The sequence below is a fragment of the Planctomycetaceae bacterium genome, assembly GCA_041398825.1.
Taxonomy (GTDB): Bacteria; Planctomycetota; Planctomycetia; order Planctomycetales; family Planctomycetaceae; genus F1-80-MAGs062.
Map to the genome: position 1 here is coordinate 108,493 of JAWKTX010000004.1, position 24,062 is coordinate 132,554.

Annotated in this window: 17 protein-coding genes; 5 read left to right on the plus strand and 12 right to left on the minus strand. The window is 55.5% G+C overall.

All coding sequences use genetic code 11. The features are described from left to right. The first annotated feature begins 12 nt into the window (after positions 1–12). Complete coding sequence (locus tag R3C20_08835; GenBank protein ID MEZ6040599.1) at positions 13–1,707, plus strand: PQQ-binding-like beta-propeller repeat protein; 1,695 nt, start codon at positions 13–15, stop codon at positions 1,705–1,707. 53 nt (positions 1,708–1,760) lie between these two features. Here R3C20_08835 and R3C20_08840 read toward each other — a convergent pair whose 3' ends face one another. Then, a complete protein-coding gene (locus R3C20_08840) occupies positions 1,761–2,411 on the minus strand; it encodes a DUF3365 domain-containing protein (GenBank protein MEZ6040600.1) in 651 nt (216 codons plus the stop codon). Positions 2,412–2,653: 242 nt separating this feature from the next. Here R3C20_08840 and R3C20_08845 point away from each other — a divergent pair, with 242 nt between their 5' ends. From R3C20_08845 to R3C20_08860, 4 genes are all read left to right on the plus strand, one after another. Continuing rightward, positions 2,654–3,004 carry a metalloregulator ArsR/SmtB family transcription factor gene (locus tag R3C20_08845; protein ID MEZ6040601.1) on the plus strand — a complete coding sequence of 117 codons (351 nt, stop codon included), beginning with the start codon at positions 2,654–2,656 and terminating at the stop codon, positions 3,002–3,004. 144 nt (positions 3,005–3,148) lie between these two features. Further along, positions 3,149–3,712, plus strand: coding sequence for a rhodanese-like domain-containing protein (locus R3C20_08850; protein ID MEZ6040602.1), 564 nt, complete (start codon positions 3,149–3,151; stop codon positions 3,710–3,712). Then, the gene (locus R3C20_08855; protein ID MEZ6040603.1) at positions 3,700–4,512 is read left to right on the plus strand and encodes a sulfite exporter TauE/SafE family protein; all 813 of its coding nucleotides are present in this window, start codon (positions 3,700–3,702) and stop codon (positions 4,510–4,512) included. The genes R3C20_08850 and R3C20_08855 overlap by 13 nt, the downstream gene beginning before the upstream one ends. A 55-nt stretch (positions 4,513–4,567) precedes the next feature. After that, complete coding sequence (locus R3C20_08860) at positions 4,568–5,785, plus strand: DsrE family protein (GenBank protein ID MEZ6040604.1); 1,218 nt, start codon at positions 4,568–4,570, stop codon at positions 5,783–5,785. Between the two features lie 197 nt (positions 5,786–5,982). Here R3C20_08860 and R3C20_08865 read toward each other — a convergent pair whose 3' ends face one another. The 11 genes from R3C20_08865 to R3C20_08915 all read right to left on the minus strand — a co-directional run bounded on the left by R3C20_08865 (position 5,983) and on the right by R3C20_08915 (position 22,962). Next, on the minus strand, positions 5,983–7,329 hold the full coding sequence (locus R3C20_08865; GenBank protein MEZ6040605.1) for a sulfatase-like hydrolase/transferase: 1,347 nt from the start codon (positions 7,327–7,329) through the stop codon (positions 5,983–5,985). Positions 7,330–7,536: 207 nt separating this feature from the next. Continuing rightward, the gene (locus tag R3C20_08870; protein ID MEZ6040606.1) at positions 7,537–10,170 is read right to left on the minus strand and encodes a DUF1588 domain-containing protein; all 2,634 of its coding nucleotides are present in this window, start codon (positions 10,168–10,170) and stop codon (positions 7,537–7,539) included. Next, positions 10,167–11,507: a DUF1552 domain-containing protein gene (locus R3C20_08875; GenBank protein MEZ6040607.1), complete on the minus strand. Its 1,341-nt coding sequence runs from the start codon at positions 11,505–11,507 to the stop codon at positions 10,167–10,169. The genes R3C20_08870 and R3C20_08875 overlap by 4 nt, the downstream gene beginning before the upstream one ends. A gap of 495 nt (positions 11,508–12,002) precedes the next feature. After that, positions 12,003–13,778 (minus strand): sulfatase-like hydrolase/transferase, encoded by a 1,776-nt coding sequence (locus R3C20_08880; GenBank protein ID MEZ6040608.1) that lies wholly within the window; start codon positions 13,776–13,778, stop codon positions 12,003–12,005. 340 nt (positions 13,779–14,118) lie between these two features. Continuing rightward, positions 14,119–15,984, minus strand: coding sequence for a CRTAC1 family protein (locus R3C20_08885; GenBank protein MEZ6040609.1), 1,866 nt, complete (start codon positions 15,982–15,984; stop codon positions 14,119–14,121). A gap of 148 nt (positions 15,985–16,132) precedes the next feature. After that, on the minus strand, positions 16,133–17,209 hold the full coding sequence (locus tag R3C20_08890) for a hypothetical protein (protein MEZ6040610.1): 1,077 nt from the start codon (positions 17,207–17,209) through the stop codon (positions 16,133–16,135). Positions 17,210–17,465: 256 nt separating this feature from the next. After that, positions 17,466–18,698 (minus strand): hypothetical protein, encoded by a 1,233-nt coding sequence (locus tag R3C20_08895; protein ID MEZ6040611.1) that lies wholly within the window; start codon positions 18,696–18,698, stop codon positions 17,466–17,468. Further along, complete coding sequence (locus tag R3C20_08900; protein MEZ6040612.1) at positions 18,695–20,341, minus strand: PQQ-binding-like beta-propeller repeat protein; 1,647 nt, start codon at positions 20,339–20,341, stop codon at positions 18,695–18,697. Before R3C20_08900 ends, R3C20_08895 begins: the two co-directional genes overlap by 4 nt. Positions 20,342–20,569: 228 nt before the next feature. Continuing rightward, positions 20,570–20,767: a hypothetical protein gene (locus R3C20_08905; protein MEZ6040613.1), complete on the minus strand. Its 198-nt coding sequence runs from the start codon at positions 20,765–20,767 to the stop codon at positions 20,570–20,572. Positions 20,768–20,950: 183 nt separating this feature from the next. Further along, complete coding sequence (locus tag R3C20_08910; protein ID MEZ6040614.1) at positions 20,951–21,760, minus strand: DUF4198 domain-containing protein; 810 nt, start codon at positions 21,758–21,760, stop codon at positions 20,951–20,953. Positions 21,761–21,915: 155 nt separating this feature from the next. Next, on the minus strand, positions 21,916–22,962 hold the full coding sequence (locus R3C20_08915; protein MEZ6040615.1) for a DUF1559 domain-containing protein: 1,047 nt from the start codon (positions 22,960–22,962) through the stop codon (positions 21,916–21,918). Positions 22,963–24,062 lie beyond the last annotated feature (1,100 nt).

Consider the following 24,062-nt stretch of genomic DNA (forward strand, 5'->3'; position numbering starts at 1 on the left):
AGAAATCCATCTATGTCTTCAACATCCCCGGTGACCGACGCTGAGCCTGTTTCCAAAACGAAAGCACCAAAGTTTCCGTTGGTGATGTCAGTGCTGACCGTTCTGTACATCACAGCCGCCGTTCTGGCTCAGGTTTTTATCAGCGAGATTGAAGACGCCAGCCACATGGGGCTGGACATCGTTATGGTACTTTCGATCGTCGGGGCCGGTCTGTTGTTCCTGATGTGGCTCGTCTGGATCTGTCTGCTCAGTCGATGGAAGATCTCAACTCGCATCGGCGCTTCAATTCTGCTCTTTGTTTTGCCATTGCTGTTCTTCAAGATCTTTCGCCCTGTCCACGGTGGAGATACCAATCTTGTCCGTTTTGAGCCAATTTGGAAGCAGCGAGAGATCCCCCTGGAAACAACTGTTCCGACGGTGGCTGAAATCGATCTGAAGGTGGAGTCTGTTGATGACTTTCCTCGTTTTCTGGGCCCCAACCAAAACGGCATCGTCACCTCCGGAATGAAAATCGACGCCGACCATTTTGTCGATGGGGCAAGGCTGCTTTGGAAACAACCTATCGGGGCTGGATGGGCGGCCTTTTCAGCCCGCAACGGGTATGCAGTCACTATGGAACAGCGGGGGGAGCAGGAATGCGTCACCTGTTACGCCGTCGAAACCGGTCAACTGCAATGGGTCTACAGTCATGCCGCACGACACAAGGACAAAATCAACCTGGGACGAGTGGGTCCCCGATCGACGCCCACCATCCATGACGGTCGTGTCTATTCCATGGGTGCAGTTGGCAATCTCGCCTGCCTGGACGGCAAAGATGGATCAGTAATCTGGCAGGTGGACCTCAACGAAATTCTGGGAATTACGCTGGAGCATGTTCAGGACTCAGACGGCTTTGACACGCAGTTTGAGTCGAATGCAAAGTTGTCCTGGGGCCGATCGGCATCACCCCTGGTCGTTGGCGAATCTATCGTTGTTGCAGGCGGAGGGCCGAAGGAATCGCGGGCCACTTTGCTGGCATTTGACTTGAGGACGGGAGAGCTGCGATGGAAGGGCGGCGATGAGATGATTGCGTACGGTTCGCCCGTTCTGGCAACCCTTTGCGGCCGGCAACAGATCCTGCTGACCGCGGAAACCAAAGCGATGGGATTTGACGCCGAAACGGGAAGTGTGCTTTGGCAATACGCTCGCCCCGGAGAGTCCGACGGAGCCGCAAACACTTCCCAATTGTCCGTCGTGTCTGATACGGACGTCTTGACCACCAAGGGTTATCCGGACGGTGGAGGTGAACGCATTCATCTGGAAATCGTGGATGGGCAATTCGTGCCATCATCCGTCTGGAGCAGCTCAAGAGTGCTTAAGACAAAGCTCACCAGTCCCGTCGTTCACGAAGGATATGCGTATTCGCTGTCGAACGGATTTATGGAGTGCTCTCGTCTTTCCGATGGAAATCAGATGTGGAAACGGCGTGGACGTTTCGGGCACGGTCAAGTGCTGCTCGTCGACAAGAACATCCTTCTGCACAGCGAATCCGGTGAGTTGTTTCTGCTGGAAGCCTCCCCGGACGCATACCTTGAACTCGGCAGTATCAGGACCATTGAGGGAGTTTGCTGGAACACGCTCTGCCTGACCGGTAACAAGTTGCTGGTCCGAAGTGAAATCGAAGCCGCCTGCATCGAACTACCAATGATCACCGGAGATGCCTTGTGATCGAATGGACAATTGAAGGCCAGAGTGCGGCTTTGGCTATGGCCCGAGACGCATTATTTCGCCGGGAGCAATGCAGAAGAGTCCAGCGGGATGCTGACAATCAACCCGGCAACTCGATCCCGGGTTGAACGCCGGTCAGGCACGTGGCACTTGAGACATTCATTCGCCAAACGAATGGGAGCAGCTCGGATCAGGCGGCCATCGTCAATCATTTCATGAGATTCTTCACCCGATCTCAGAGCCTTGACAGCCGCCTTTTCAAAATCGGTCCTCGCCACATGATCCGTGTTCATCGCCAGGCCTTCGACCACCAGCCATCTCAATTTCACCGGATGCTCACTTTCAACCTTGTCGAAGACATCGCGCATCATCGCTGCCGGAATGGGCAACGCTTCGTCTTCGCGGTAGAACTGATCGTGTACCAGATGAAGTGTAGCGTGAATTGTGCTGTGCAATCCTTTTGCTTCGCGTCGAGCGTGCTGCAGCGCCAATTCGTCCACCATGTCAGCCGCTTCTGCTGCCCCTGTGGATGCTGCTGTTGGGGAAGTCGCTGATGCCGCTGGCTGTTCTTCGCCTGCGAGTAGTCCAGAGTTCGTGGAAAGAAAGATCGCGATCACAGAAACATGGATTCCGATGGCATGCCGAAACCACATCAGCAGCCTGGACGACTCAGTCGAATTCGAATCACAGTAAATGCCTGCCATGGTTGTCTCTCTCCTTTTGAACCATTGAAACGCCGGAGGTTCTTATGTGAAGGACATCTACGGGACGTCATAACTACTGAATTGATAACAAGATACAAAAATCCTACCAGGGATTCTCTCCGGGGGAGATTGATTCGCACGGGACGGCATCGGAAAGTATTTTCGCCAAAAAAAATCAAAACACCCCGGAAAGCTGGTCGTCATATCGCAAGGTTGCGATATATTGCTGTAAGGAGGTGCAGATGAGTAATTTCGAACAGGAAGATGCGGTGAGTTGCGGTGGCAATTTTGCCCTCCGACCTCCCGATATGATGGCGCTTGCAGAAGCTGCAGAATGTCTGAAGACGTTGGCCCATCCCGTAAGGCTGCGAATGGTGCAGATGCTTCTGCACGGTCGCTATACCGTCGGGGAGCTGGCTGAGGATTCCGGTGTCCCCCAAAACGTTGCCTCGGAACACCTTCGACTGATGCAGCGGTGTGGCTTTTTTACCAGTGAGCGAGAAGGCCGAAAGGTCTTCTACAGGGTTGCGGAACCACATCTTCAGAAACTGATGCACTGTGTTGAGAGTCGCTTTCTGGTCCAGCGGCCTTGATCACACCAAAACCAGGCAGTTGTCTTCTCATCTGGACCTGGCTGTCGTGTTGCTGGAATGTTTGGAGTGTTTAAGTTTCCGGGTTGCTCGATGGTGAGCAATCAACAGATTGTATTTTGAAACAGGGCGACGGAGTTCAGTGAGATGGCTCGGACGATAAGTTGCGAAGAACTGGCGAAGCTTTGCGCGGACAACAAGATTGAGATTCTGGATGTGCGAACCCCGATGGAGTATCACGAGGTCCACATCACAGGCGCGAAGAACATACCTCTGGATCAGTTGGATCCGGGAGACGTGATGGCTTCTCGAGATGAGAACGAGGGGCCCCTGTATGTTGTTTGCCGGTCGGGCAGTCGCGGAGGGAAAGCGTGTACAGCATTTGAAGCGGCTGGTTTCACAAATGTCGTGAACATTGAGGGGGGGACAATGGCATGGGAAAAGGCCGGCTTGCCCGTGGTACGCAGTCAGCGCAAAGTAATTTCTCTGGAACGGCAGGTACGAATTGCGGCGGGGATGCTCTCATTCCTGGGTGGCGCGTCGGCAATATTATTGAATGATCCACGCTACGCAGGTCTGTCGGCATTTGTTGGAGCTGGTCTGGTGTTCGCCGGAATCACTGATACCTGTGGTATGGGCCTGATGCTGGCAAAAATGCCGTGGAACCGTGTCAATGGTTCGTCGGCAGAGGCACGGACATGCACGCCCTGAGCGTGTTTTTCGGGGTCCTCGTTGGACTTTCTCTTGGGTTGACCGGCGGTGGCGGCACGCTGCTGGCCGTCCCGATGTTAGTGTATGGACTTGCAGTACCCGCTGCGGACGCCGTTGGAATTTCCCTGGCTTCAGTCGGAATGACTTCGCTTCTGGGAGTGATTCAGCGACTCCGCCGTGGACATGTTGAAGTTGCAACAGGGTTGATGTTCGCCGCGGCAGGCATGGTGGGAGCACCGCTGGGAACTCAGATCAGTCTGCTGCTTCCGGAGACGGTACTGTTGGTATTGTTCTCTGGAATCATGCTTGGTGTTGCTGCGTTTATGTGGCGGCGGTCTGAGCCTGATTTACCGGGTCCTGCCGCTGAACCCACAGATGTACTGGCCGGTGAATCAAAACCAGTGTGTGATGGGAACGGGCAAATCACCACACGCTGCAGAGTAATTCTTTTGCTGACAGGGGTTCTGACGGGCGTCCTGTCCGGGACCTTCGGTGTTGGTGGAGGGTTCGTCATCGTACCGGCAATGGTGACGTTCGGCGGCATGTCGATGCACCGGGCGGTTGGGACCTCCCTCCTGATTATTGTCCTGGTGAGTCTTTCCGGGGTCACGTCATTCCTTCTTCGCGGCAGAACTCTGGACTGGCAGCTAACGGCCCTCTTCCTGATCGGTGGAGCATTGGGACTCACGCTGTCGACGTTGCTTGTCACGAGAATTTCGGGGCCGCGTCTCAGGCGAATCTTTGCCATCGGTATTGTTTTCATTGCACTCTTTGTCGTCGCCCGCACGTTGATGGGCTGATGCATGAACGATAGACCTCTTGCGTGCCCCTCCTCAAGAAGGGCTGGAGAACAAAATGCGACGTTTTGAACATGCTGGTACGGCATCAAACCCGATCAAATTGAAGCTCACGACACTCACCTGGATGAGATTGGCTCTGGCGGTGTTGTTTTTGGCCGTCGCCAGTGCTGACGTGTACGCTCAGGGACCCGGCTCCGGGCGTGGACCCGGATTTGGCCATGGCCCTGGATTCGGACGTGGTCAGGGACAAGGTCGTGGCAGAAATTCCGGGCAGGGCATTCATAATGCTCAGGACGGGGATCAATCGAAAGCCAGAGATGGAGTCGCGGGCGAAGCCTCTCCACACCCGGACGAAGCTGCTGGTGACGACTCGTTCTTAGACGATCGCGACACATTTCACTTTCTTCTGGATCACCACAAGGAGATTCGGCGAACAGTCGAAAATCTGCCGGACGGACTTCACAGCGTCACGGAATCCGACAACCCAGAGGTTGTTGCAAAGATCCAGGAACATGTGGCGGCGATGGCATCGCGAATCGAAGACGGCCGCCCTGTAAGAATGTGGGATCCTTTGTTCCGAGCTTTGTTCTCAGTCAAAGAGCCCATGACGCTGGAGTACAAGGATACAACCAAAGGAGTCGAGGTCACCCAGCGGTCGGACAATCGCACCGTTGTCCTCCTTCTGCAGGCCCATGCAAAAGTCGTATCTGCGTTTGTCGCGAAGGGCATGGAGGAAGCGCACGAATCTCATGCCGTTCCCACTGCGGCTTTGAAATCACCGAAGATGGCATCGGAAAATGAATTGCCGCTGATCTATCCTCAGGTGCAGGACTTTGGTGGCGTGGTGCAGCTTCCGGATGCATCACAGCAACCGCGTGAAATGACACGTTTGCTGGTGGACCTGACTTCCGGCGGAAACGTGGACGAAGTGAATGCCGGTCTGCAGAAGGTGGCACGATTTGTCAATATCTACGCTGGAGCGGGACGACAATCCACTCAGGTAAAAGTGGTTGTGGTCATGCACGGGGAAGCAACGTTGCTGGGATTGGCCGACGAACACTGGACGAAGCGTTTTGAGGGAGACAGAAATCCCAATCTCGAACTGATCGGGAAACTGACTGATGCCGGCGTGGAGTTCATGGTTTGTGGACAGTCGCTGGCTCACAAGCACGCTCAGCAGAATCAGCTGGTACCACAGGTCGCTGTGGCGGTGTCCGCTTTAACTGCCAACGTCAATCTCCAGCAGGACGGTTTCGTCCGCATTCCGCTCTGAGAATTGCGATAGATCTCTGACAAAGACGATTCTGATGCCGCCAAAGCACATGGCTCACCATGAAGGATGGAAGCTGGTGCGAAGCCGCGGAAGAATTCGAGACGGTGACCTGGCGCAGCCTTTCGGCCTGAAAGGCCGTGGCATTTCGGACTGGGCATCGCCCAGGCCCTCCATTCTGCGGATGGCTGGTTGCGAAGTTACCGGTCCGAAGTACGTGTCGGCAATTTGACTTGATCAAAGGCTTTCAGAAGTCGCTGACGTTGGGATGCGGCTTCGGCGTCGGCGGCGGTTGCAGCGATCGGATACTGCTCCCGATCGTCGACGCTCATATGGAACAGACGGCCGTCGTTGTAAAGTTTCCATTCGCCGGTTCGCACCCAGCGCAGGCCGCTGCTGTTTCCATCCGGTTCCACTCCTCCGGGTTTGGGAAGCACCGCCTCTTCTGCATATGCCCATTGACGGGCCGACTGACCGGTGCCCAGCAGTCGCGGCGCGAAGCTGATCCCATCGATTGGGCGATCCGGAGGCAAAGTGGATCCGGTGAGTTCAGCGAATGTCGGCAGATAATCGCTCATATCAACCAGATCATCCACAACCTGTCCCGGGGCAATTTTTGCCGGCCAGTTTGCAATCAGAGGGACGTTCGTTCCATCGTCAGTCAGCTTCTTCTTGCCACCCGGTATGTCGAGCCCATTCTGGCGGGAAACAACGGGTTCTCGAATCAGTTCGCTTCCATCAGCTCGAATGATGATTTCCGGAGGCGTTCCGTTATCGGCGGTGAAAACAATCAGGGTGTTGTCCCGCAGTCCGAGGGCTTCCAGAGCAGCGACCAGTCTTCCGACGTTCCGATCCATCTCTGCGACCATCTCCGGATAACTGTCATACCGACCGAACGGACCATGAGGCACGGGTGGATCCAGATCGTCAGTCACTTCGTGGCAGACAGCCATCGAGTAATACGCCAGAAACGGACGGTCTCGATTGGCCTTCATGAATTCGATCAACCCGCGGACGTAAAGATCTGGTCCGTAATGCCCGATGGTGTCGTCACGAACAATTCCGTCCCGATAAATCATGGGCTCGTAGTATCGAGGCCCTTCGTGCCAGCCAAACAGGTCAAAGTGTTTGAAACCCATTCGATGTGGATGAAGCGGATCATCTTTCAGCAGACATAGTTGCCACTTGCCCGCAATGGATGTCGTATAGCCGGATTCGGCAACCAGGTTTGCCCAGGTATGAGGTTCTTCGACCACGGGAAAATCGCCCCACGTCACCGGCCCGTGCCGAAATGGATACTTGCCCGTCATCAGTGTCAGGCGTGTGGGATGGCAGACCGGCATGCTGAAAGCATGGCGAAACTTCATGCCGGTGCGAGCAAGTTCATCCAGATGAGGTGTGTCGTACGACTGACCACCGTAACAACTCAGAACTTCCTGCCCCACATCATCGGCCAGAATGAACAGAATATTCGGCCGATCATCAGCAAAGGCCATGCAGTCCACGGAGAGTAAGACCCATAGCAACAGCAGAAATTGTCTGGACATGGTGACTCGCGATCAAAGGTTCCATTGTTACGGAGCAAATGTTATCAACACCTTCGGCCTGATTCCGGCGTTGGGTAGAAATCCTGCGGTCCGATTTCAGCGAGGACCAATTCCGGCGCGACCTGAAACTCCCGACGACATGCTGACGCGATCGATGAACTGCAAACCGCCACCGAGAAATTGAATCCGACAATGGCACTGGAAGACTTACTCAGCCGCTACCTGCTCAGTTTGTCTGCGATAAAGAAAAGCGTCGGAAGTCAACAGGGACACAAGCAGCGATTTCATACTGCCGCCGTTTTCTTTGTACGCCTGATGTGCGGCCTGAAGCACGGGAGCATCGTTGAGCGTTTCATTACGTCCCATCCAGAATCGGAACGCATGACGCACGAAGACCTGTTCCGCCCGTTCGCTCGCAGAGACCCTTTCGATCAGTTCGATCGCGTTGGCAACCTTGCCATCCAGAGCCGGGTCGCCTGAATCGATGACTTCACCGCTGGCGTCAACCGGCTTGCCGAGTTCCGTTTCACGGTACAGTCCGGCATGGTTGAACATTTCGAACGGCAGACCCAGGGGATCCATTTTGCGATGACATGTCCAGCAATAGGATTCTCGAGTCACTCGCATGCGTTCGCGAAGAGTGTTCTGGGGTTCATCCGGCAGCATGGCATCAACGGTAATAGGGACATCCGGAATGCCACCGCCCAGTAACCGTTCGCGAATCCATCGCCCACGACGAATTGCATGATTGTCCATGGCGTCCGAATGAGAAACCAGCCAGCTGGGATGCGTCAGTATTCCCATCCGCTGACCTTCCGGGACAGTCGCGAGAATGCGTTCCGGCTTCATGGACCCGGCACCGAAGCTGCGTCGAGTCACACGAGCAAAAATCTGCGGGCCGTTGAGCTTCGCTTCCGTTACGTTGTGATTGACAGCACCTCGTTTTTTCTTCTGTGCCTCCAGAGCTTTTTCGGCCGCAGCAACGGCTCGTTTGGCATCGGCGATTTCCTTTCGCTTCGCCCGGCTTTCGTCAGGGTTCTGCTCCACAAATCTCTCAAGTTCGGCCAGCGCCTGCTGTGCCGACTCCAGGGTGGCCAGCTCTGACTTCAACGATTCGGCTTCCGCCTTTCTGGACGCGGCAACGGATGCCTGAGTTTCTTCTTTCGAATTTCGTCGGCCAAAATAGACACGGTCGTCGCGAGTTGCCACGACCTTGTCGGTTGTCAGCAGTTGCCGCAGCACGTCACGATCTTCCTGCAGGATAAGTTCCACAAGTCGATCGGTGCTGGCGGTTGCATCAAACATGGCGTTGTAGTGCGAAGTTCCGCGATTGCTGACACCGGTGTCGGCCAAAGCTTTGGCATCCTTGCAGATGTAGCCACCACGGTCATAGTCGAAATAGTCACGGAAGAACTGCAGAATTCGCGGCTTGCGGATCGTTTCGTCCGCCAGAATTCTTTCCACTTCACGCTGGACGTCGTCCCGCGTTCGCATCCGACCATCGAGAACGGCTGTTCGCAGCGTTTCATCCGGTTTGATGTAACGGAACGCGTGATTGACAGCGAGCCCCAGTTCCCAGTCCTGAAGCATGACGCGCCCGTACTGATCGGGCTGTCCCTGTCGCACTAGTTCTGGTCGAAACAGGGCGTCGCGATCAAGGAAGATCGATGACAGACCCAGCACAACGCCGTCTTCTTTGCCGAGCTTATCAATCGACTCCTTCACAACCGCCAGATAGTTTTCGGATTCTGACTCGGCGGGTGGGCGAAACGTCAACGCCTCAAACAGAAAATCAACCGCTGCTCGCAATCGTTCGTCCGAAACACCCTCCTGGTTCATGAGCTCGTAGATGGGCGTCAGTGGGCGAACCACTTTGGTGTTGTAAACAATGCTGGTGGGCAGCCCGCGAATATCGCCCTTCATCTTTTCGGCCACGGACTTGGGATCGTCGGTAATCTGCCACGGCTCAGCGATACTCAACGGACCATAAGCCATGTACCGAATGATGTCGTCCGCCACGTCCATAATCTGTGTGGCTTCGGCACTGTTGACGGTGTAGAAATCCGGGTAATTCTCCAGTCCATGGTCCCGTGCCGTCGACAGCACCGCGGGAACGCTCTTGACGGCTGTCGCATAGGCCACCGTGCCGCCCTGCCATTGAATGATTCGATCAGTACCGAAGTACAGTTTCAGTTCGCCACCATGGTTGGTGGGAACCGCGTCGCCGTGAGTCCGCAGGCCGGGCTTCGTCGGATCGTATTCCGGTTCGGTGTTGATCAGTTCATTCAGCCGAGTAATGTGTTCTTCACGGGTGACTCGCCAGATCCGGGCGGGGCTTGAAGTTGGCGTCAGCCTGATCCCTTCCGGCAGAGAACCAAACAGCAGCTCGTGGTCCACAAAGTTGCCTTTGCCGGGATCAAGATGATCACGGAAACCACCTTTATCGCTCATGGCCTGCGTCAGCTGGCCCACAATCCACTCCGAAAACTTCAACCGCTGAATCACAGATGGCTGTTCGGCATCGGCAGGCGGCATTTCCTTCAGAGCAACCTGAGCCCAGATGCTGCGCCATGTGCCAGCATTGATTTCGTCGACCGGACCGAGGTCATGTAGTGAGAGGCCCGCTTCGGGATCCGTCTCGCCGTGGCAATCAATGCAATGACTCTGCAGAAAGCCTCGCGCGAAACTTTCGTAGTCGCCAACGACCGGTTCTCCCGGCGTAAATTCCTCCGCGCACGCTCGGCAAGGACTGGTTGCCGCAACTCCCCCCATGACAAGCAGAACGCTCCACGTCAGCGCGACTCGGGCCAGCGCGAATCGGGTCAGAACGAATCTGATCATGTCAAAACTTCCGTCAGCGGTCCGTTGCCACTGTCGAACTTCTTCGCGAGTTGCTCATTCATGTTGAAGCGATCACACGGAGCCCCCGCGGCGTGCAGCAGGGACGCATAAAGCGAGTTGATCGGGCGTTTGCCGTCCAGCTGAGTGAAGCAACCGGTTTTGAAAGCACCGTCGAAATTGCCCAGCAGCATCACCGGCCAGTTAGCTCCGCTGGTGTGTTGTTTGTCGGCGTTATTGCTGGTGTAGACGATCAGCGTGTTGTCCATCATCGTGCCACTGCCTTCGGGCACGCTTTCGAGCTTCTCCATAATTCGCACCAGCATCCGGCTGTTGTACTGGCGAATCTTGATCCAGATGGGATTGCCCGGCTGATCCATGTGACCAAGGTTGTGGCCCTGCTCTGCGATCCCCAGCCCCTTCCATGCGCCGAAGATTTCGCCTCGTCCAGAACCGATCGTCAGCGTATTGGTGATGCCCGACGACAGCGACGAAATGCCCAGATCCAGCAGTACGTCATGCCAGTCCGTTTCGAATTCCGGCTTGGTGTACCGGCGGTCAACTTCCGGAGCGAATTTCCGCAGATGGTCCGAAACCGTTTCGAGTCGACCTCGCAGGCCATTCACGTCGCGAAACCCCTGAACGTATTGCCCGTACCGCTGACGATCCTGTGCAGGAAGCGATTCTCCTTTAGCCGCGGCCATCGATTCGATCTGATTCAACAGGTTCGATCTGGCTTCGTGCTGGCGACGAATGTCGCCTGTGGAGATGCCGCCATACAGCATCTGATACAGGTGATTTGGATTCGAATGCATAAAGATGGGCTGACCGGCACCGCTGGCCGAAAGCGTTGCCAGAGTAGGCTTGGTCGTCATGTTTTCAATGGAATCCATGCCGATGCAAAGATGGGGCAGCAGAGTCTGCGGCAGCACCTTGCTGAGCTCGTAATCGATTGTAGGGCCACTTGGCGGCACGCCATCACTACCCCGATATCCGCCCAGAGCTCCAAAGAACGCGCTGTGAGACGGGCTGGTATGCAGACCATGCAGCCCGTTGATGATGTGCATCCTTTCCTTGAAGGGCTCCAGCGGACTGATGGGTTCCGGTAGTTTCACACCGGCAAGCGATCCGCTGCGTTTCATGCCTTCCGGAAGACAAGTTGCCGGATCAAAGCCCTGATTCTGCAGAAAAAAGATAATCCGTTTGGGCGACGTCGCTTTGGTGAAAGGCAACGCAGCTGACAGCGGCGAGGCCATCAGTTGTTGCGGCAACAATGACAACCCCAGTGCCGCGCCGGCACCCGCCGCCATTCCCTGAAGCAGACTTCTGCGATTCTGCATGATTCATTCTTTCCGAGTGGGAGCATGCCCGCAACGACAATGGTGAGCGGCGATGCCAGGATGTTCTGGTGGTGGGACGAGCTTCGTAACGCTCAATGGCGGGAATTCTTTGTCAATCCGAAGGCTGACTCATCCTCCCAATTTTGACGAATTCCGGGAACCACCGCAACCTGTTTGCCGAAAACGCATTACAGAATTTGGCTCCACGTCTTGTGGCGAGGATCATTGTACCTCCATCAATCATGCGGATTGCTCCGTCCGCCGATAGTGCCCGTTGCAGGTTCGGACGGATGAAAAACGGTCACGAAGCCCATCCCATCTGCAGAATCGTCACACATTTCGACTTCACAAGGCGTTGAATCGCACTTCAGCGATCGGAGATTGTTGACGACACTCAGACTCCACAATCGCGCCCCAACAGTCGTGGTAGACTGGCGTCGACAGAAATGAGAAACGCTGCTTAGGATGCCACGGAGCTTCCACGAAGTGAACGGACTATTTGTTTGCAGGAACGACCGCCCTGGCCGAACGGTCACCGACGCGAAAGTAACCGACACCGCGATCGTCGCGGTCAGTGATCAGCCAGACTTCGCCCGGACGTGTGGGTTGCCGGTACTCCTGGCTCGGTTGAATCTCAGACGTCAGAAGAGGTATGCCCTGCTGATTGACCGACCAAAGTTTGACCACGGCCTCGGTTTGATTGATAAACACGACGTCGAGAGTGTTTCCGTCCGGTGCCGACGCCGGTACATTTTCCTGTAGCAGAGGATTCCACTTCAGGGAGGGTAATGAAGCAACGCTGGGACGCGGACCTGGAGCAAATTGTTTCGGTGCCAGGGCTCGCAGCTGCTCTCGCTGTTCCGCATACTGGCCATCCTCGATGAGGTTTGTCCATTCATAGGGGTCGGTCTGAATGTCGTACAGTTCCTCGGTTCCATCCTGATAGTGAACCAACCTCCAGCGCTCCGCACTCAGGCCGTAGCTTTCGGGTACGTGAAGATACGTCACGGACACATGAGGCCAATCGGCCTGCGGTTCTTTCAGAAGTGGAACCAGACTGGGGCCGTCATGTTGAGCTTCAGAGGGCAGACCGCATAGCTCCAGCAGCGTGGGAGCCAGGCTGAGCAGATTGACGGGGCGTCCACATTTGCCCGGCTGCGTCCCGGCAGGAATTCCCGGGACACCCTCAGGAACGCGAATCATCAGAGGCACTCGAGTCGATGCTCGCCAACCCGTGTACTTTTGCCAATGTTCTTTTTCACCTAAATGCCAACCGTGGTCAGACCACAACACAACGATCGTGTTATCTGCATGCTCACTGTTGTCGAGGGCGTCCAGCACCCTTCCTACCATGGCATCGGCGTAGTGGATTGACGCCAGGTAAGCCTGAATGCCTTCCTTCCATTTCCCCTCTCGCAGAATGTGGGGAAAGTAGCGATTGCGAGCCAGCCGTTGACCAGTCTCGGGAACATCATTCAAATCCTCTTCGCGGTACCCGGGCGGTAGTTGAATGGAATCAAGCGGAAAAGGCTCAAAGTATTTCTGCGGTACAAACCATGGTTCATGGGGACGATAAATCCCGCAGGCCAGGAAAACAGGCTTGTCTTCATGAGATTCCGCCAGTTGTTCGATGATGTAGTCTGTGACCAGATAGTCACCACCGCCCTGCTCATCGGTCACGTCGAGAGCACCCCAGTCCGTATCGACATACTGCCACGGTCCACCGACGGGAAGATTGACGGGACGATCCTTTGGAAGAAACGTCCTCGGAAAAGGGTTCTCCGTTTCCGCGGCGGGATAATAGCTGTCCCAGGAGGGGGCATCGATAACGTAATGCAGCATCTTTCCGGAACCTGTCGAATAGTATCCGTGTCGCGACAGTGTCTTCGGCAGCAACTCGACGTCCGGTAGCACCTCACGCATCTTTTGGGCGTTGCTGTAGATGCCGCTGTGATGAGGCGAGATTCCCGTGAAAATCGCGGTTCGCGAAGGATTACAGGCAGGAGCGGCGCAGTGGGCATTGGTAAAGACCACGCTCGACGCTGCCAGGCGATCCAGATTGGGAGTGATCGTTTGCGGATGGCCCCCGAGGACGCCGATCCAGTCGTTAAGATCGTCCAGTGCAATGAACAGCACGTGAGGACGGACCTGCTCGGCAGCCGCAATTGACTCCGGCATCAGGAACAGAGCTATCCACAGAACGCCAAAATGCCACAGGGCTGTGCAGCGAAGAACGGCACTACATCGCAGCATGATCTGATTGGAAGCCATCACATTCAATCGTCGGGTGAAAAGTGAGCATCGGAGGAGAATCTGGCGACGCGATTGCGAGCGAACACCCACCGATGTTAACGGATACCCGCAAGGCGAAACAGCCGCTTACCACATGTTCCTTTCAAGTGGCTTCGCGTACGGTGCCGGCAGGCTGTTGATGGCTTGCACCTGGAAGGGTCACAGGCCGACGGTATCCCGATCGGACAGGCGTGAGGAGGGGGGCTCGCAGCGCTGCCAAACACGCGTATGATGCGAGGCTCAAGTCGGAACGGTCCGGGACCAGCCAACGAAACAGGTCGGTCGCATTCGCGGACGGCCGACCGGATGCTGGCACTCGTTATTGTTGTTCAACCACGATCTCCTGGTCGACACGATCAACGGGAACATTGAGACGCTCTCCACCTGGCCAGATCACTTCTGCCCCGGTAATGGATTCATGTTTGCCGAGGCCAAAGAGCAGCGGTAATTCCACCTGGGCCAGGTAGCTTCGCGTCGGCATCACGGTGCGACAAATCACAGAATCGTCGGGCAGAGTCACACGCACGGTTGCTCCGATCGCATCCCGGTTGCATGTCTTCCCCTGTAACCGAAATCGAAGCCAGTGGTTCCCCGACTTTTGATCATTTCGAAGCAGGCGAGGCCTGCCACCGGACGAAGTCACGAATAAATCCGGATCGCCATCACCATCAATGTCTGCCATTGTCGCACTTCGACCCACCATGCGCGCGGAGAATTCCGTACCCGTTTTTTCCGGATTGACCACTATGAATTCATTTTCGTAGTCCGGGCCGCAATTCCAGAGCAACTGTGGAGGCTGTTCGTACTGTTGACTGCTCTGAACTTTGCTGATGTCTTCTTCGAGATGTCCATTCGATGCAAAGATGTCCTGTCTGCCGTCGAGGTCCACATCGACAAACAGAATTCCAAAGGTGAGCTCGACGCGAGTGACAGGGCCGATACCGTTCGAAACTGCTTCATCCCGAAAGACAGGAAACGGCTCCCCGGGATTCTGGCAGACGTAGAGCGCCGTCATTTCATTCGCGAAATTTCCGATCGCGACGCCAATTGCACTGCTGTTGCGAAAGCAACCAGAATCCACTCCCATCGCCCCTCGGGCACCGCCGGCATTGTCAAATGCAATTCCCGCACTTGCGCCGCTTTCTGAAAATGTGCCATCTGGCTGACTCAGGTAAAGCAGGTTCTGCACGGTGTCATTGGCGACAAGAATATCAAGCCGCTGATCACCGTTCGCATCAAAGAATGTCAACCCCAGTGATTTCGCCAGTGGTGTTCCATTGTCCGGACTTTGTGTTTGAATTCCGGCTTCTCGCGAAACATCAGTGAAGCGGTCTCCGTCGTTACGAAGCAGAACGGGATAGACCCCGGTGAAGTCCGTGGGACGTCCGTACGCCCGAAGATTTCCATCCAGAGTGAATGCCATCGAAAGGTCCGTTTCTCTGGACCACTGCACGTAGTTGCACACAAAGAGATCCAGATCACCATCGTTTTCCATGTCGAACCAGCCGGCAGCCGTGCTCCATGTATTTCCAGCCGCTGCATTCATACGGGAAGTGACATCGGTGAATCGACCGTTTCCGATGTTCTTCATCAGACGATTGGGACCCACTGCAGTCAGGTAGACATCGACAAGACCGTCGTTATCAAAGTCGCCACAAGCAACGCCATTGCCGAACAGCGGGACGTCGAAGCCGGAACCGGCGGTGATATTGGTAAACCTGCCTGTCCCATCATTTTCGTAAAGAGCAGAAGTCGGCGGCTCTTGAGGTTTTTGTCTGGCCCAGTCCCAGACGGTTGAATTCACACACAGCAAGTCCGCATCACCGTCGGAATCGAAGTCAAAGAACGCCGTCCCCCCGCCCATTGTTTCCGGCAGCAGTTTTTCTCCATCGGCACCATTCTCGTGGACAAAGTCAATGCCTGCTTTCTGAGTAATGTCAGCAAATGGGATCTCTGGAACTTCCAGTTCAGGAAGTACGCGCCGTTCGGGAAGGGCGGACTGATCAATCGATTCCACGACAACTTCAGGCTCGGGACGATTCAACCACCAAATGATCCCCCCAATAGCCAGCAGAACAACAACCGAAAGAATCGAGCCTGTAAGTGCCCGGCCGACAATTCGATCATCGAGCGGTTCCTCATTTTCAGTTTCCGGGTTGGCATTCGGACGTTGATCCGCCGACATCTGGGGCTCCTGCGTTTGTTTCTATCTCATCAGTGAAGATTGCAACAATGTGACATCATCAACTGTGACATCAACAACTGTGACATCAACAACTGTGACATCATCAGCTGTGTTCATACTGCGAGAATGAATGGTGTATCGATGCGGATTATTTCTGATCATCGACCATTCGGGTATGAACTTTTTTCTCATTTAACGGTACGTCACGGTATTGCGAGTGACAGGCCTTGCAGTTGGCAAGAATGCGGTCCAGATGCCCCGTAAGAACAGATGGCGGCGAAGTGGGCGACGGCGAAGATTGCTGCAGGCTCTTCCATTCGCCCAGTTCTGTTTCCAGCGTCCGGGTGGCCGCTTCAGAATCTCGCAGTAATTCCTGAAAATCATCCGGCTGTTCTTTGACTTCTTCTGTACGCAGCATTTCGGTGAAGAGTTCTCGCAGCAGAAGCAGTTGGTGTGCTGGTTTCAGGTCCGGGTGACTGGAGGGCGAAATCCAGCCCGCTTCGGCAATTTGTTTCAAATGATCACTGATATGACTGACATCCACCATTGCTTCTGCCATCGGCGGAATCTCCTGAACCTCTTTGAACTCCACTTGTAGTTCATTAAGAAAGGAGTCTTCGAACGAAGTGGCCTGCTCAGCTGCCTCAAACAAACCCCGATATCCCGGGTCGGTTCCCGCGAGTTTCAGGATTGGAACGGCCAGTTCCCCTGAAATCAGACCGGCGCCCACGCAAGCCACGCTGGCAGCCGTCGGACTGCGATGTTTGCCATGGTGACAGTGGATGTAGATGGGACCGGGTAGATCTCGCACAGCCCTGGCGAGTTCTTTGATTCTCTGTTCCGGAATGCCATCGTAGCCATGCGGCAGGTGAACGTATCGCAGACCATGCCTCGCAGCCATCGCCACGTCAGGCGTCATGCCATCGACACTGATGACGGTTTTGACTCCCAGATCTGCAAGCTCCTGAAATGCTGCATCCCCCTCGGGTAATCCCCCTGAGATAACCTTTGGATGCAATTGCACAGAATTGGGCAGATACTGGCTGTTCAGCTTCACTGGCAAAAAAGCTTCGGACGATCCATTGTGGCCGACATCGTCCGCAGCCGAAACCGGAGGCGAACCATCAAGACTCGACGATCGTTCTTCTTCTGGCGAAGTACGCCCCGATCCGGAACATCCAATCAGCAGACAGAAGACCAGAAGATTCAACACGGTTTTCAACATGCGGTCAGAATTTCCATCATTAAGCTCCAAACCGATTTCGCCCTGACGTTCCGATCCATTTGCGGGCCAAATCTTGTCTGGCCATTTTAGAAAGAAACTCAAATCGTCGCTAACAGCCTCTTGAAAAACCGCACTGGCTCAAGCAGGAGACCTTAAAACACGACGGTTTCCAGTCGTCCTGCGTCCCTGGCCCGCTTTTTAACGGATAGTTAGATGTCAATTGCCCGATGAAGAGCGGCGAATCTGACCTGTGGCATCAACGCACCGACACGTTTTCCTGACTCATCCTCAATTGTTCGGCGACATAGCTTCGCACCGATTCCGAGAGAGCACCAAAGAACCGGGAATCGGTGGTATAGCTGGACGAAGCTTCAAAAAGTCGAGTCTTCAGATTGAACCGACGCCGTGACCGGTGCTCGTCGGTGCCTGAACCGCGCTGAGAGAACTCAATGGCGAATTCACTGGTTCCCTGAATCGGGTGCTCCAGTTGCAGTTCATTCCTGAACAGCAGGTGATCAATCAGCTTGTCGGCTTCCTGTTTCCAAACCGCATCGTCAGCGGCTTCTCGCTGATGATGCTGGTCAATCTGCCACGCGTAGTTGGTGCGCACCATCAGGTTGTGAGCGTCAATCTGATGTTCGAAAACCATCAGAGCCACGATGTCGCTGTGCGGCGTCAGTTGTTTCGAAAGGTCCGTCAATGCCGACAGTTCGGTGATGTTGGCCCCGGCGGAATTGTCGACCGGTTGCTTTGGACGCTTGTTGTCCGGAAGCTGAAAATTGCCCAGGTGGCGAGCATCTCCGTGAGTTCCCGTCACGAACCAGCCGCCCCAGCGTTTGTTCAGCGGCGAACCGTGGTCGGTACGAAAACTTCCGGCGGAAATCACAGGTTCGCCCTCTGGATTCGTCATCATCGATCGCACCTGCAGGCCGGGAATGCTTTTGGTGCGCGACGACGCGTGGCACGTCATGCAGCGAGCCACCTGGCGTTCGAACTTCGGTGCGGTGGGATCCTGGTCAAGTGTGTAAAACACCATGCCCAGCTTGTCGTCCGGCACGATGATTTCCAGCATGCCATCCGGCACGTAACCCACATACGCATCGTCTCCGAAATATAAGGCTCGAGCATTCTGCGGACCGATCAACGGTCGCTGCAGGCTGCTCTTCAGAAACGTCAGCATCTGAGACGACTCGGGAATATCCAGTTCCTTCAAAACCGATCGCAGATATCCAAACTGGTCTTCAAACGTGAGCGACTTTTCACCGCTGTCGATCAACGTCTGCAGCTTTGACACCACGTTGTCGGGCTTCGCGTTGGTGTAGTTGATGGGCTCGCTCTCAAAGTCGAGCGGCGGCGCTGCGAACGCACTGCCGAACGTGAACAGTGAACACAGGCAGAACGTAATGTTCGCAAACGTTCGCATGCGATCTTCGGTCGCAAGGCGCGGACGCTGAATTCTGCGTGGTGGAGCCGATAAGAAGGATGTCATTTGTCGTCTCCTTCCACAGCAGAAACCTTCACAGCTTTCACTTCGCCGACATCACCTGTGGCTTTGCGTAGGCTATTCACTTTGCCTCCCGTGCGACTCACCAGTGAACCGTTCACAGCCGCGTAACCGTACTGAACCGGATCCGCAAACGTGCGTCCGTCCCGAGTCGACGGACGACCTCCGTCTTCCGAAGAATCGCCGCCCGCAGCAGGACGAGTCGGCCGACCGCCGCCAGTCTCGTTCGAATCACCTCCCGGTCGGCCACCGCGCCGCACGGGCTGTTCTTCGTTGCTGCCGTTGTCAGCGGTGGCGTCGCCAGCTCGTTTGGATTCTTTAGACGGATCATCGGAAGCTCCGCCGTGCTGATGGTCTCGTTCTTCGCGACGCTTCACATCGGCTTCGCCCGCCTCCACAGCGCCTTCGATCAGCTCGTTCTTCGCAATGATGTTGAAGTCGCGGCCGGCAGCGATGACCGTTGTCAGTCCGTCTTTGCCGAAGAGATAAATGTGATCGCCAAGTCCCAGCGGAGTTGCCCAGCACAGCTGTCCGGACCGTTTGGTGTAAACGGATTCGCCCGTTTCCGCGTCAAAGCAATACAGCACTCCGACATTGTTCACCCAGTATGCCAGCCCCTGATGAACCATCGGCGAACCAAATGATGGCATCGCCTTGGCAGCCTTCCACAAAACTTTGGTTTCGTAACCGCTGTCGGTCTTCACCACCTGCATCGCAAAGTTGGATTCTTTGGCTTCGTCCAGTTGTTCGTCGTGCATGCCGGGTGACGCACTGACCAGAAAACGACTTTCACCAAACGGCAGCGGAGTTGTACTGCGATTGCCTCCAACACCTTCCATCGTCCACAACTGTTCTCCGGTAGCCGGATCGTATCCATCCACACTGCCCGCTGAACTGACGACAATCTGAGGCTGCCCTGCGATTTTCAGAACGATCGGTGAAGCATAGCTTTGGCGGCTGAAGCGTTCGGTTTGCCATTTGGTTTCACCGGTGACTTTGTCGACCGCCAGCAGGTACGATGGTCCTTCGTGATCCACCAGCACGAAAACGCTGTCGGCCGTTTGTGCCACCGAAGATGCCAGTCCGATGCGAACTTCGAATTCACCGAATTCATCCACCAGATTGCGCACCCACGCTTCGCTGCCATCATGGTTGAGTGCGACAAGCTTGCCGGTTTCGAAGAACGCGTATACTCGATCACCATCCACTGCAGGCGTCGGAGCAGACCGGCTTTGGAAATAGTTGCTGCGAACCGGTTGAGCCGACTCCGTCTTGTAATCCCACAGCTTCGTGCCGTCGGCCAAAGCCATCGCCGTGACGTGGCAATCTTCCTTCATGGTTCCGTCAATGGACGTGACGAACACTTTGTCGTCCCAGATCAGCGGGCTCGACTGACCGGTGCCAACCAGCTCGGTCTGCCAGCTCACATTGCTGGTCGGCGACCATTCCAAAGGCAGCGTTGCCGGATCAATCGCCGTCGCGCCGATTCCCAGAAAGCCGGGCCAGCGTTCGGGACTGGCGGATTCCTCGCCAGCCAGACACGCACAGAAGGTGAACAGAATGAAGCCCATGCCGATCAGTGTGTCTCGCATGAATGTGTGTCCCCATATGGGATATTGTGTTTTCATTGAATTGTTTTCCGTAATGGTACTGCGAAATATTCGTTATCGCGTGGCGTCCGGAAGCAGGACACTTGCCGTGGTTGTGCCCTGCCGGGACGCCCTGAAAAGTAGCCGCAAAATCAGTTCGAAGTCTTCAACTGGCTGGATGTCGAAACGGCAATCTGAGTGCTGGATGCTGCGGCCAAGTGGGCGTCCTTCAGCCAGTGCAGCAGCGAACGCTTGTCAACAAAGGGTTCATAACCTCGATTGGCAGAAGACAACCGTGCCATCACGATCGATCACAAACGTGCCGTGCTGCATGTCTTCCTGCTGTGGGTCGGATGCTCGAACGTAAACGCCCCAGGTTTCTGAAACGATGTAAGCCGGATCAGACAACACCGGAAAACTAAAGCCGCCCAATTCCTGTTCCCTCTGACGAGTGTAGTCAGGCATGTCAGCTGTCTGGCATGTCAGCTGTCTGGCATGTCAGCTGTCAGGATGACGCCATCGAACAACGCCACGTCCGTCAGCAGCTCTGGAAATATCTTTGTGCCAGCGCTGTGTTCAGAACGTTGGACGAATCGCCAATCAGTGGATCACTTTGGTCTGTTCGAATCTCCATCCCCACAACACTCGTTATCGGCTTGCTGTCGCCGGTGCGGCGGGCGCTGGAAAGGGCACCTGAGGAACGGCAACCGTTAAAGTGGCCGAATAGTAGGTGCTGTCATACCCTTCGCCGCTGCGTTCGGGTTCCTGGTGATGAATGACGGCCAGCACCATGTTGGCTTCGGTCGGCGTGAATTCTGCTTCGCCATTGGCATCGGTGCGGCGTTCAAATTTGTCATCAAATTCTTCCGCCAATGCCTGGCCTCGGGGGATAAACGTGACTCTGGCATCCACCAGCGGCTTGTCTTCGAACAGCACGCGAACGCGAATTGGTTTGCCCGGACCACTTTCGGTTACGGGATTCGTCAGCGGCACCAGTTCCAGGGGATGGCCGAGTGCTCGGTCGCAACGCATCAGAGGCCCTTTGGTGGCGGACGGATCGGGACCAACCACGAAGTAGGTTTTGGCACTCTTGATCGCTCGAATCTTTCCGTGCAGCGTGTCCAGTTCATGAGACACCACATGCAAGCCGGGCTTCGTAGTGATGTAAGGCGTGGTCCAGTAGCCCTGCTTTGGTTCGTAGGCCGTGCCGATCAGATTCGGCTTGAGATCGGTGGTGCAGCCGCAGGGCGCTTTCACCGCCAGGGATGCATGATCGAGCGTAATCAAGCTGTGCAGCTTGAAGTCGCGATGACCATTGCCGTGATTGCCTAGTTTCAGATCCACGTGAACGACATTGCCTTCACGAACCTCCGGAGTATTGACTTCGACCCACGTATCGTGAGCCAAGGCCGGAACAGCAATCACGGATGCGCAAATCAACGTAAACAAATTCTTCATGGTCAGTTCTTTCTTCTGAATATTTGTGAGGTTATGGAAACGCTGGGCGGTCAGCATCGAACCGTTGCCCCCGTGGCCGAACGCAATTCGTCATTTCATGAGACTTATGCGGCGTGAAAAGATGGCCATTGCGTGTCAATGAGACTTCCCATCGATCAGTACTCGCCAATCACTTCGCCGCCGCCGCGAGTTCCCAGCGCCTGCCAGGTGGATCGATCGATGTTGTCGCTGATGAAGCGCGCTGAACCGTCAGTCAGCAGCGCTTGTGCTCCACCTGTGTGCAGGCTGCGAGCGGCAAACCAGCCGATGCCATTGCGATGAACGTCGGGATCTTTCCAGTTCGGCGGCACATAGGTGTTGAAGGAACCCGTGTGACCGTGAGACCAGATCCACGACATACCGCGTCGCCCGTCCCAGCGAGGACTGCCGTTGGCGGCTGCCGCGGCGACCGCCAGATCCGGGTTATGGCCGGGGGCTCCGGAAAAGCCCTGACCAGCGGCCAGTAGTCCACCGCCCCCATAACGAGCCATCTGAATCTGAGGATCATCGGGCGTGGCATTCGTACTGTCGATACCGTTGCCTCGACGCGATTCCGAAAACATCACCGTGTTGGATGTTCCGTCCGTCACGTCACGAAACTTCGACGCCGAGGCCCACCAGAACAGGCCGTCCGTGCGAGCTCGAAAATCGTAGTTCGTATTCGTCCCGGAACCCGTACAATAACGATAATTTGTTCCTGCAAACGCCTGATCGGGCAGCGGCAGGTTCGGAATGCCATCGAATACTTCCATTCCGTTATCGCTGGGACACATGTAGAACGGGATGATGGTCTTCGCCGCCATGGTGTGAACCGGATTCAGCGTCTGGCTGCCGCCGGACCCCAGCATCAACGGAGCATCATTGGCAATCAGATTGGCCAGGTTGGCCTGTTCTACAAACGGCAGAATGGCCGCATGTACTGATCGCCCCCAGGTGCTGCTGGCAGCCATTCCAGGGAACAATGAGTAGGTTGATTCATAGTTGTGAATCGCCAACCCAATCTGCTTCAGATTGTTTTTGCATTGCGTTCGCCGAGCCGCCTCCCGCGCCTGCTGTACGGCAGGCAGCAGCAATGCAATCAGGATGGCAATGATCGCAATCACGACCAGAAGTTCAATGAGGGTGAAACCGCGTTTGCGGATTTCTGAATGAAGAAAAGGCATAAGAATAGACTCCCGTCTGTCTGTCGATTCCGAACGGCGAATGTCGCTTTCGATGACAGAACGTTGGTTTTTGAAATGCAAAGTCAGCTGTGAAATCATCGCGCACTGAGATCCTGGATTCGAAGCAGCCGGGGTTGGCACGCTCGCCACAAGCGCAGCGGAAGCTGTGTGGAGAGCGAACCGTGGCAGGCTTGAGCGAGCGCACCAACGCAGGCTGCCCGAATCGGTCAGGACCCAGGGGAAAAGGATTCAGACACAACAAATCTTCGATCTGGGCGGCGAAACGCCACAGAGTCGCAGGCAAAGCCATTGGGCCGCGTACAGCGCCTCGGCTTGGGCGTCATGCGAGCGGGCATGGCCCCCCGGAAGTTGTCCGCGCAGCGTCCGACGCTCCAGGAATGAATGCTCTGAATCCGAAGGGAGGTCAGCAAAGGCGCGGGGGAGGAAGCGGTGCGGGAACACTGAATTCCGGCTGCCGTTCTGACTCAATGGGATTCACACAGTGAATAGGGTCCGTGGACTGAATTTCGGAGCGGAGATCCCGAACGAAGGCGGGCGTCAGTACCGACATCCAGAACATCATGTTCCCATGGCACCTGGCAGCTTCAATGGCAGTCACCCATTTGGTGCGTGATTTCTTTGAACGCAGCGACTTTCGGCCATCGGTCGATGTGATCTTTACAGCATGCTCTGGCCTCCTGCGTGAGCAGCAGCTCGAAGATTGCCGGGAGATGCATGCACGCTTTGCCGCGGTGTTCATTATCGGGATGCCCCCGGTAGCGGAGATCTGTGACTCGGACTTAAGAGCACACTCGATTCTTCTGAGGTCGTTGTGACGTTGACAACAGACTTCCGCATGTGCCCCTGTATTCTTTGTGGCGCATCTGCTGCAGGCCTGCTGTGCGGCTCTATTCTCCTCAGCGCGGCAGCAGGAGGACGTTGTGGCGGCAGAGCAATCCTCGCTTAACCCTTCCGACAGCCTCTCCGCATTCGCAGCCTCAATGACAAAGCCTGGAACTGTAACTCCGTGTTTTTTGGCCCAGGCCACCTTTTCCTGATTCGAAAAACAACAGCATTCCTTCCAGCATTGATCGGCCGAC

Coding starts and splice junctions, on each gene's coding strand:
- R3C20_08835 (MEZ6040599.1), top strand. CDS start 13: ATGTCTTCAACATCCCCGGTGACCGACGCTGAGCCTGTTTCCAAAACG.
- R3C20_08840 (MEZ6040600.1), bottom strand. CDS start 2,411: ATGGCAGGCATTTACTGTGATTCGAATTCGACTGAGTCGTCCAGGCTG.
- R3C20_08845 (MEZ6040601.1), top strand. CDS start 2,654: ATGAGTAATTTCGAACAGGAAGATGCGGTGAGTTGCGGTGGCAATTTT.
- R3C20_08850 (MEZ6040602.1), top strand. CDS start 3,149: ATGGCTCGGACGATAAGTTGCGAAGAACTGGCGAAGCTTTGCGCGGAC.
- R3C20_08855 (MEZ6040603.1), top strand. CDS start 3,700: ATGCACGCCCTGAGCGTGTTTTTCGGGGTCCTCGTTGGACTTTCTCTT.
- R3C20_08860 (MEZ6040604.1), top strand. CDS start 4,568: ATGCGACGTTTTGAACATGCTGGTACGGCATCAAACCCGATCAAATTG.
- R3C20_08865 (MEZ6040605.1), bottom strand. CDS start 7,329: ATGTCCAGACAATTTCTGCTGTTGCTATGGGTCTTACTCTCCGTGGAC.
- R3C20_08870 (MEZ6040606.1), bottom strand. CDS start 10,170: ATGATCAGATTCGTTCTGACCCGATTCGCGCTGGCCCGAGTCGCGCTG.
- R3C20_08875 (MEZ6040607.1), bottom strand. CDS start 11,507: ATGCAGAATCGCAGAAGTCTGCTTCAGGGAATGGCGGCGGGTGCCGGC.
- R3C20_08880 (MEZ6040608.1), bottom strand. CDS start 13,778: ATGGCTTCCAATCAGATCATGCTGCGATGTAGTGCCGTTCTTCGCTGC.
- R3C20_08885 (MEZ6040609.1), bottom strand. CDS start 15,984: ATGTCGGCGGATCAACGTCCGAATGCCAACCCGGAAACTGAAAATGAG.
- R3C20_08890 (MEZ6040610.1), bottom strand. CDS start 17,209: ATGTTGAAAACCGTGTTGAATCTTCTGGTCTTCTGTCTGCTGATTGGA.
- R3C20_08895 (MEZ6040611.1), bottom strand. CDS start 18,698: ATGACATCCTTCTTATCGGCTCCACCACGCAGAATTCAGCGTCCGCGC.
- R3C20_08900 (MEZ6040612.1), bottom strand. CDS start 20,341: ATGAAAACACAATATCCCATATGGGGACACACATTCATGCGAGACACA.
- R3C20_08905 (MEZ6040613.1), bottom strand. CDS start 20,767: ATGCCTGACTACACTCGTCAGAGGGAACAGGAATTGGGCGGCTTTAGT.
- R3C20_08910 (MEZ6040614.1), bottom strand. CDS start 21,760: ATGAAGAATTTGTTTACGTTGATTTGCGCATCCGTGATTGCTGTTCCG.
- R3C20_08915 (MEZ6040615.1), bottom strand. CDS start 22,962: ATGCCTTTTCTTCATTCAGAAATCCGCAAACGCGGTTTCACCCTCATT.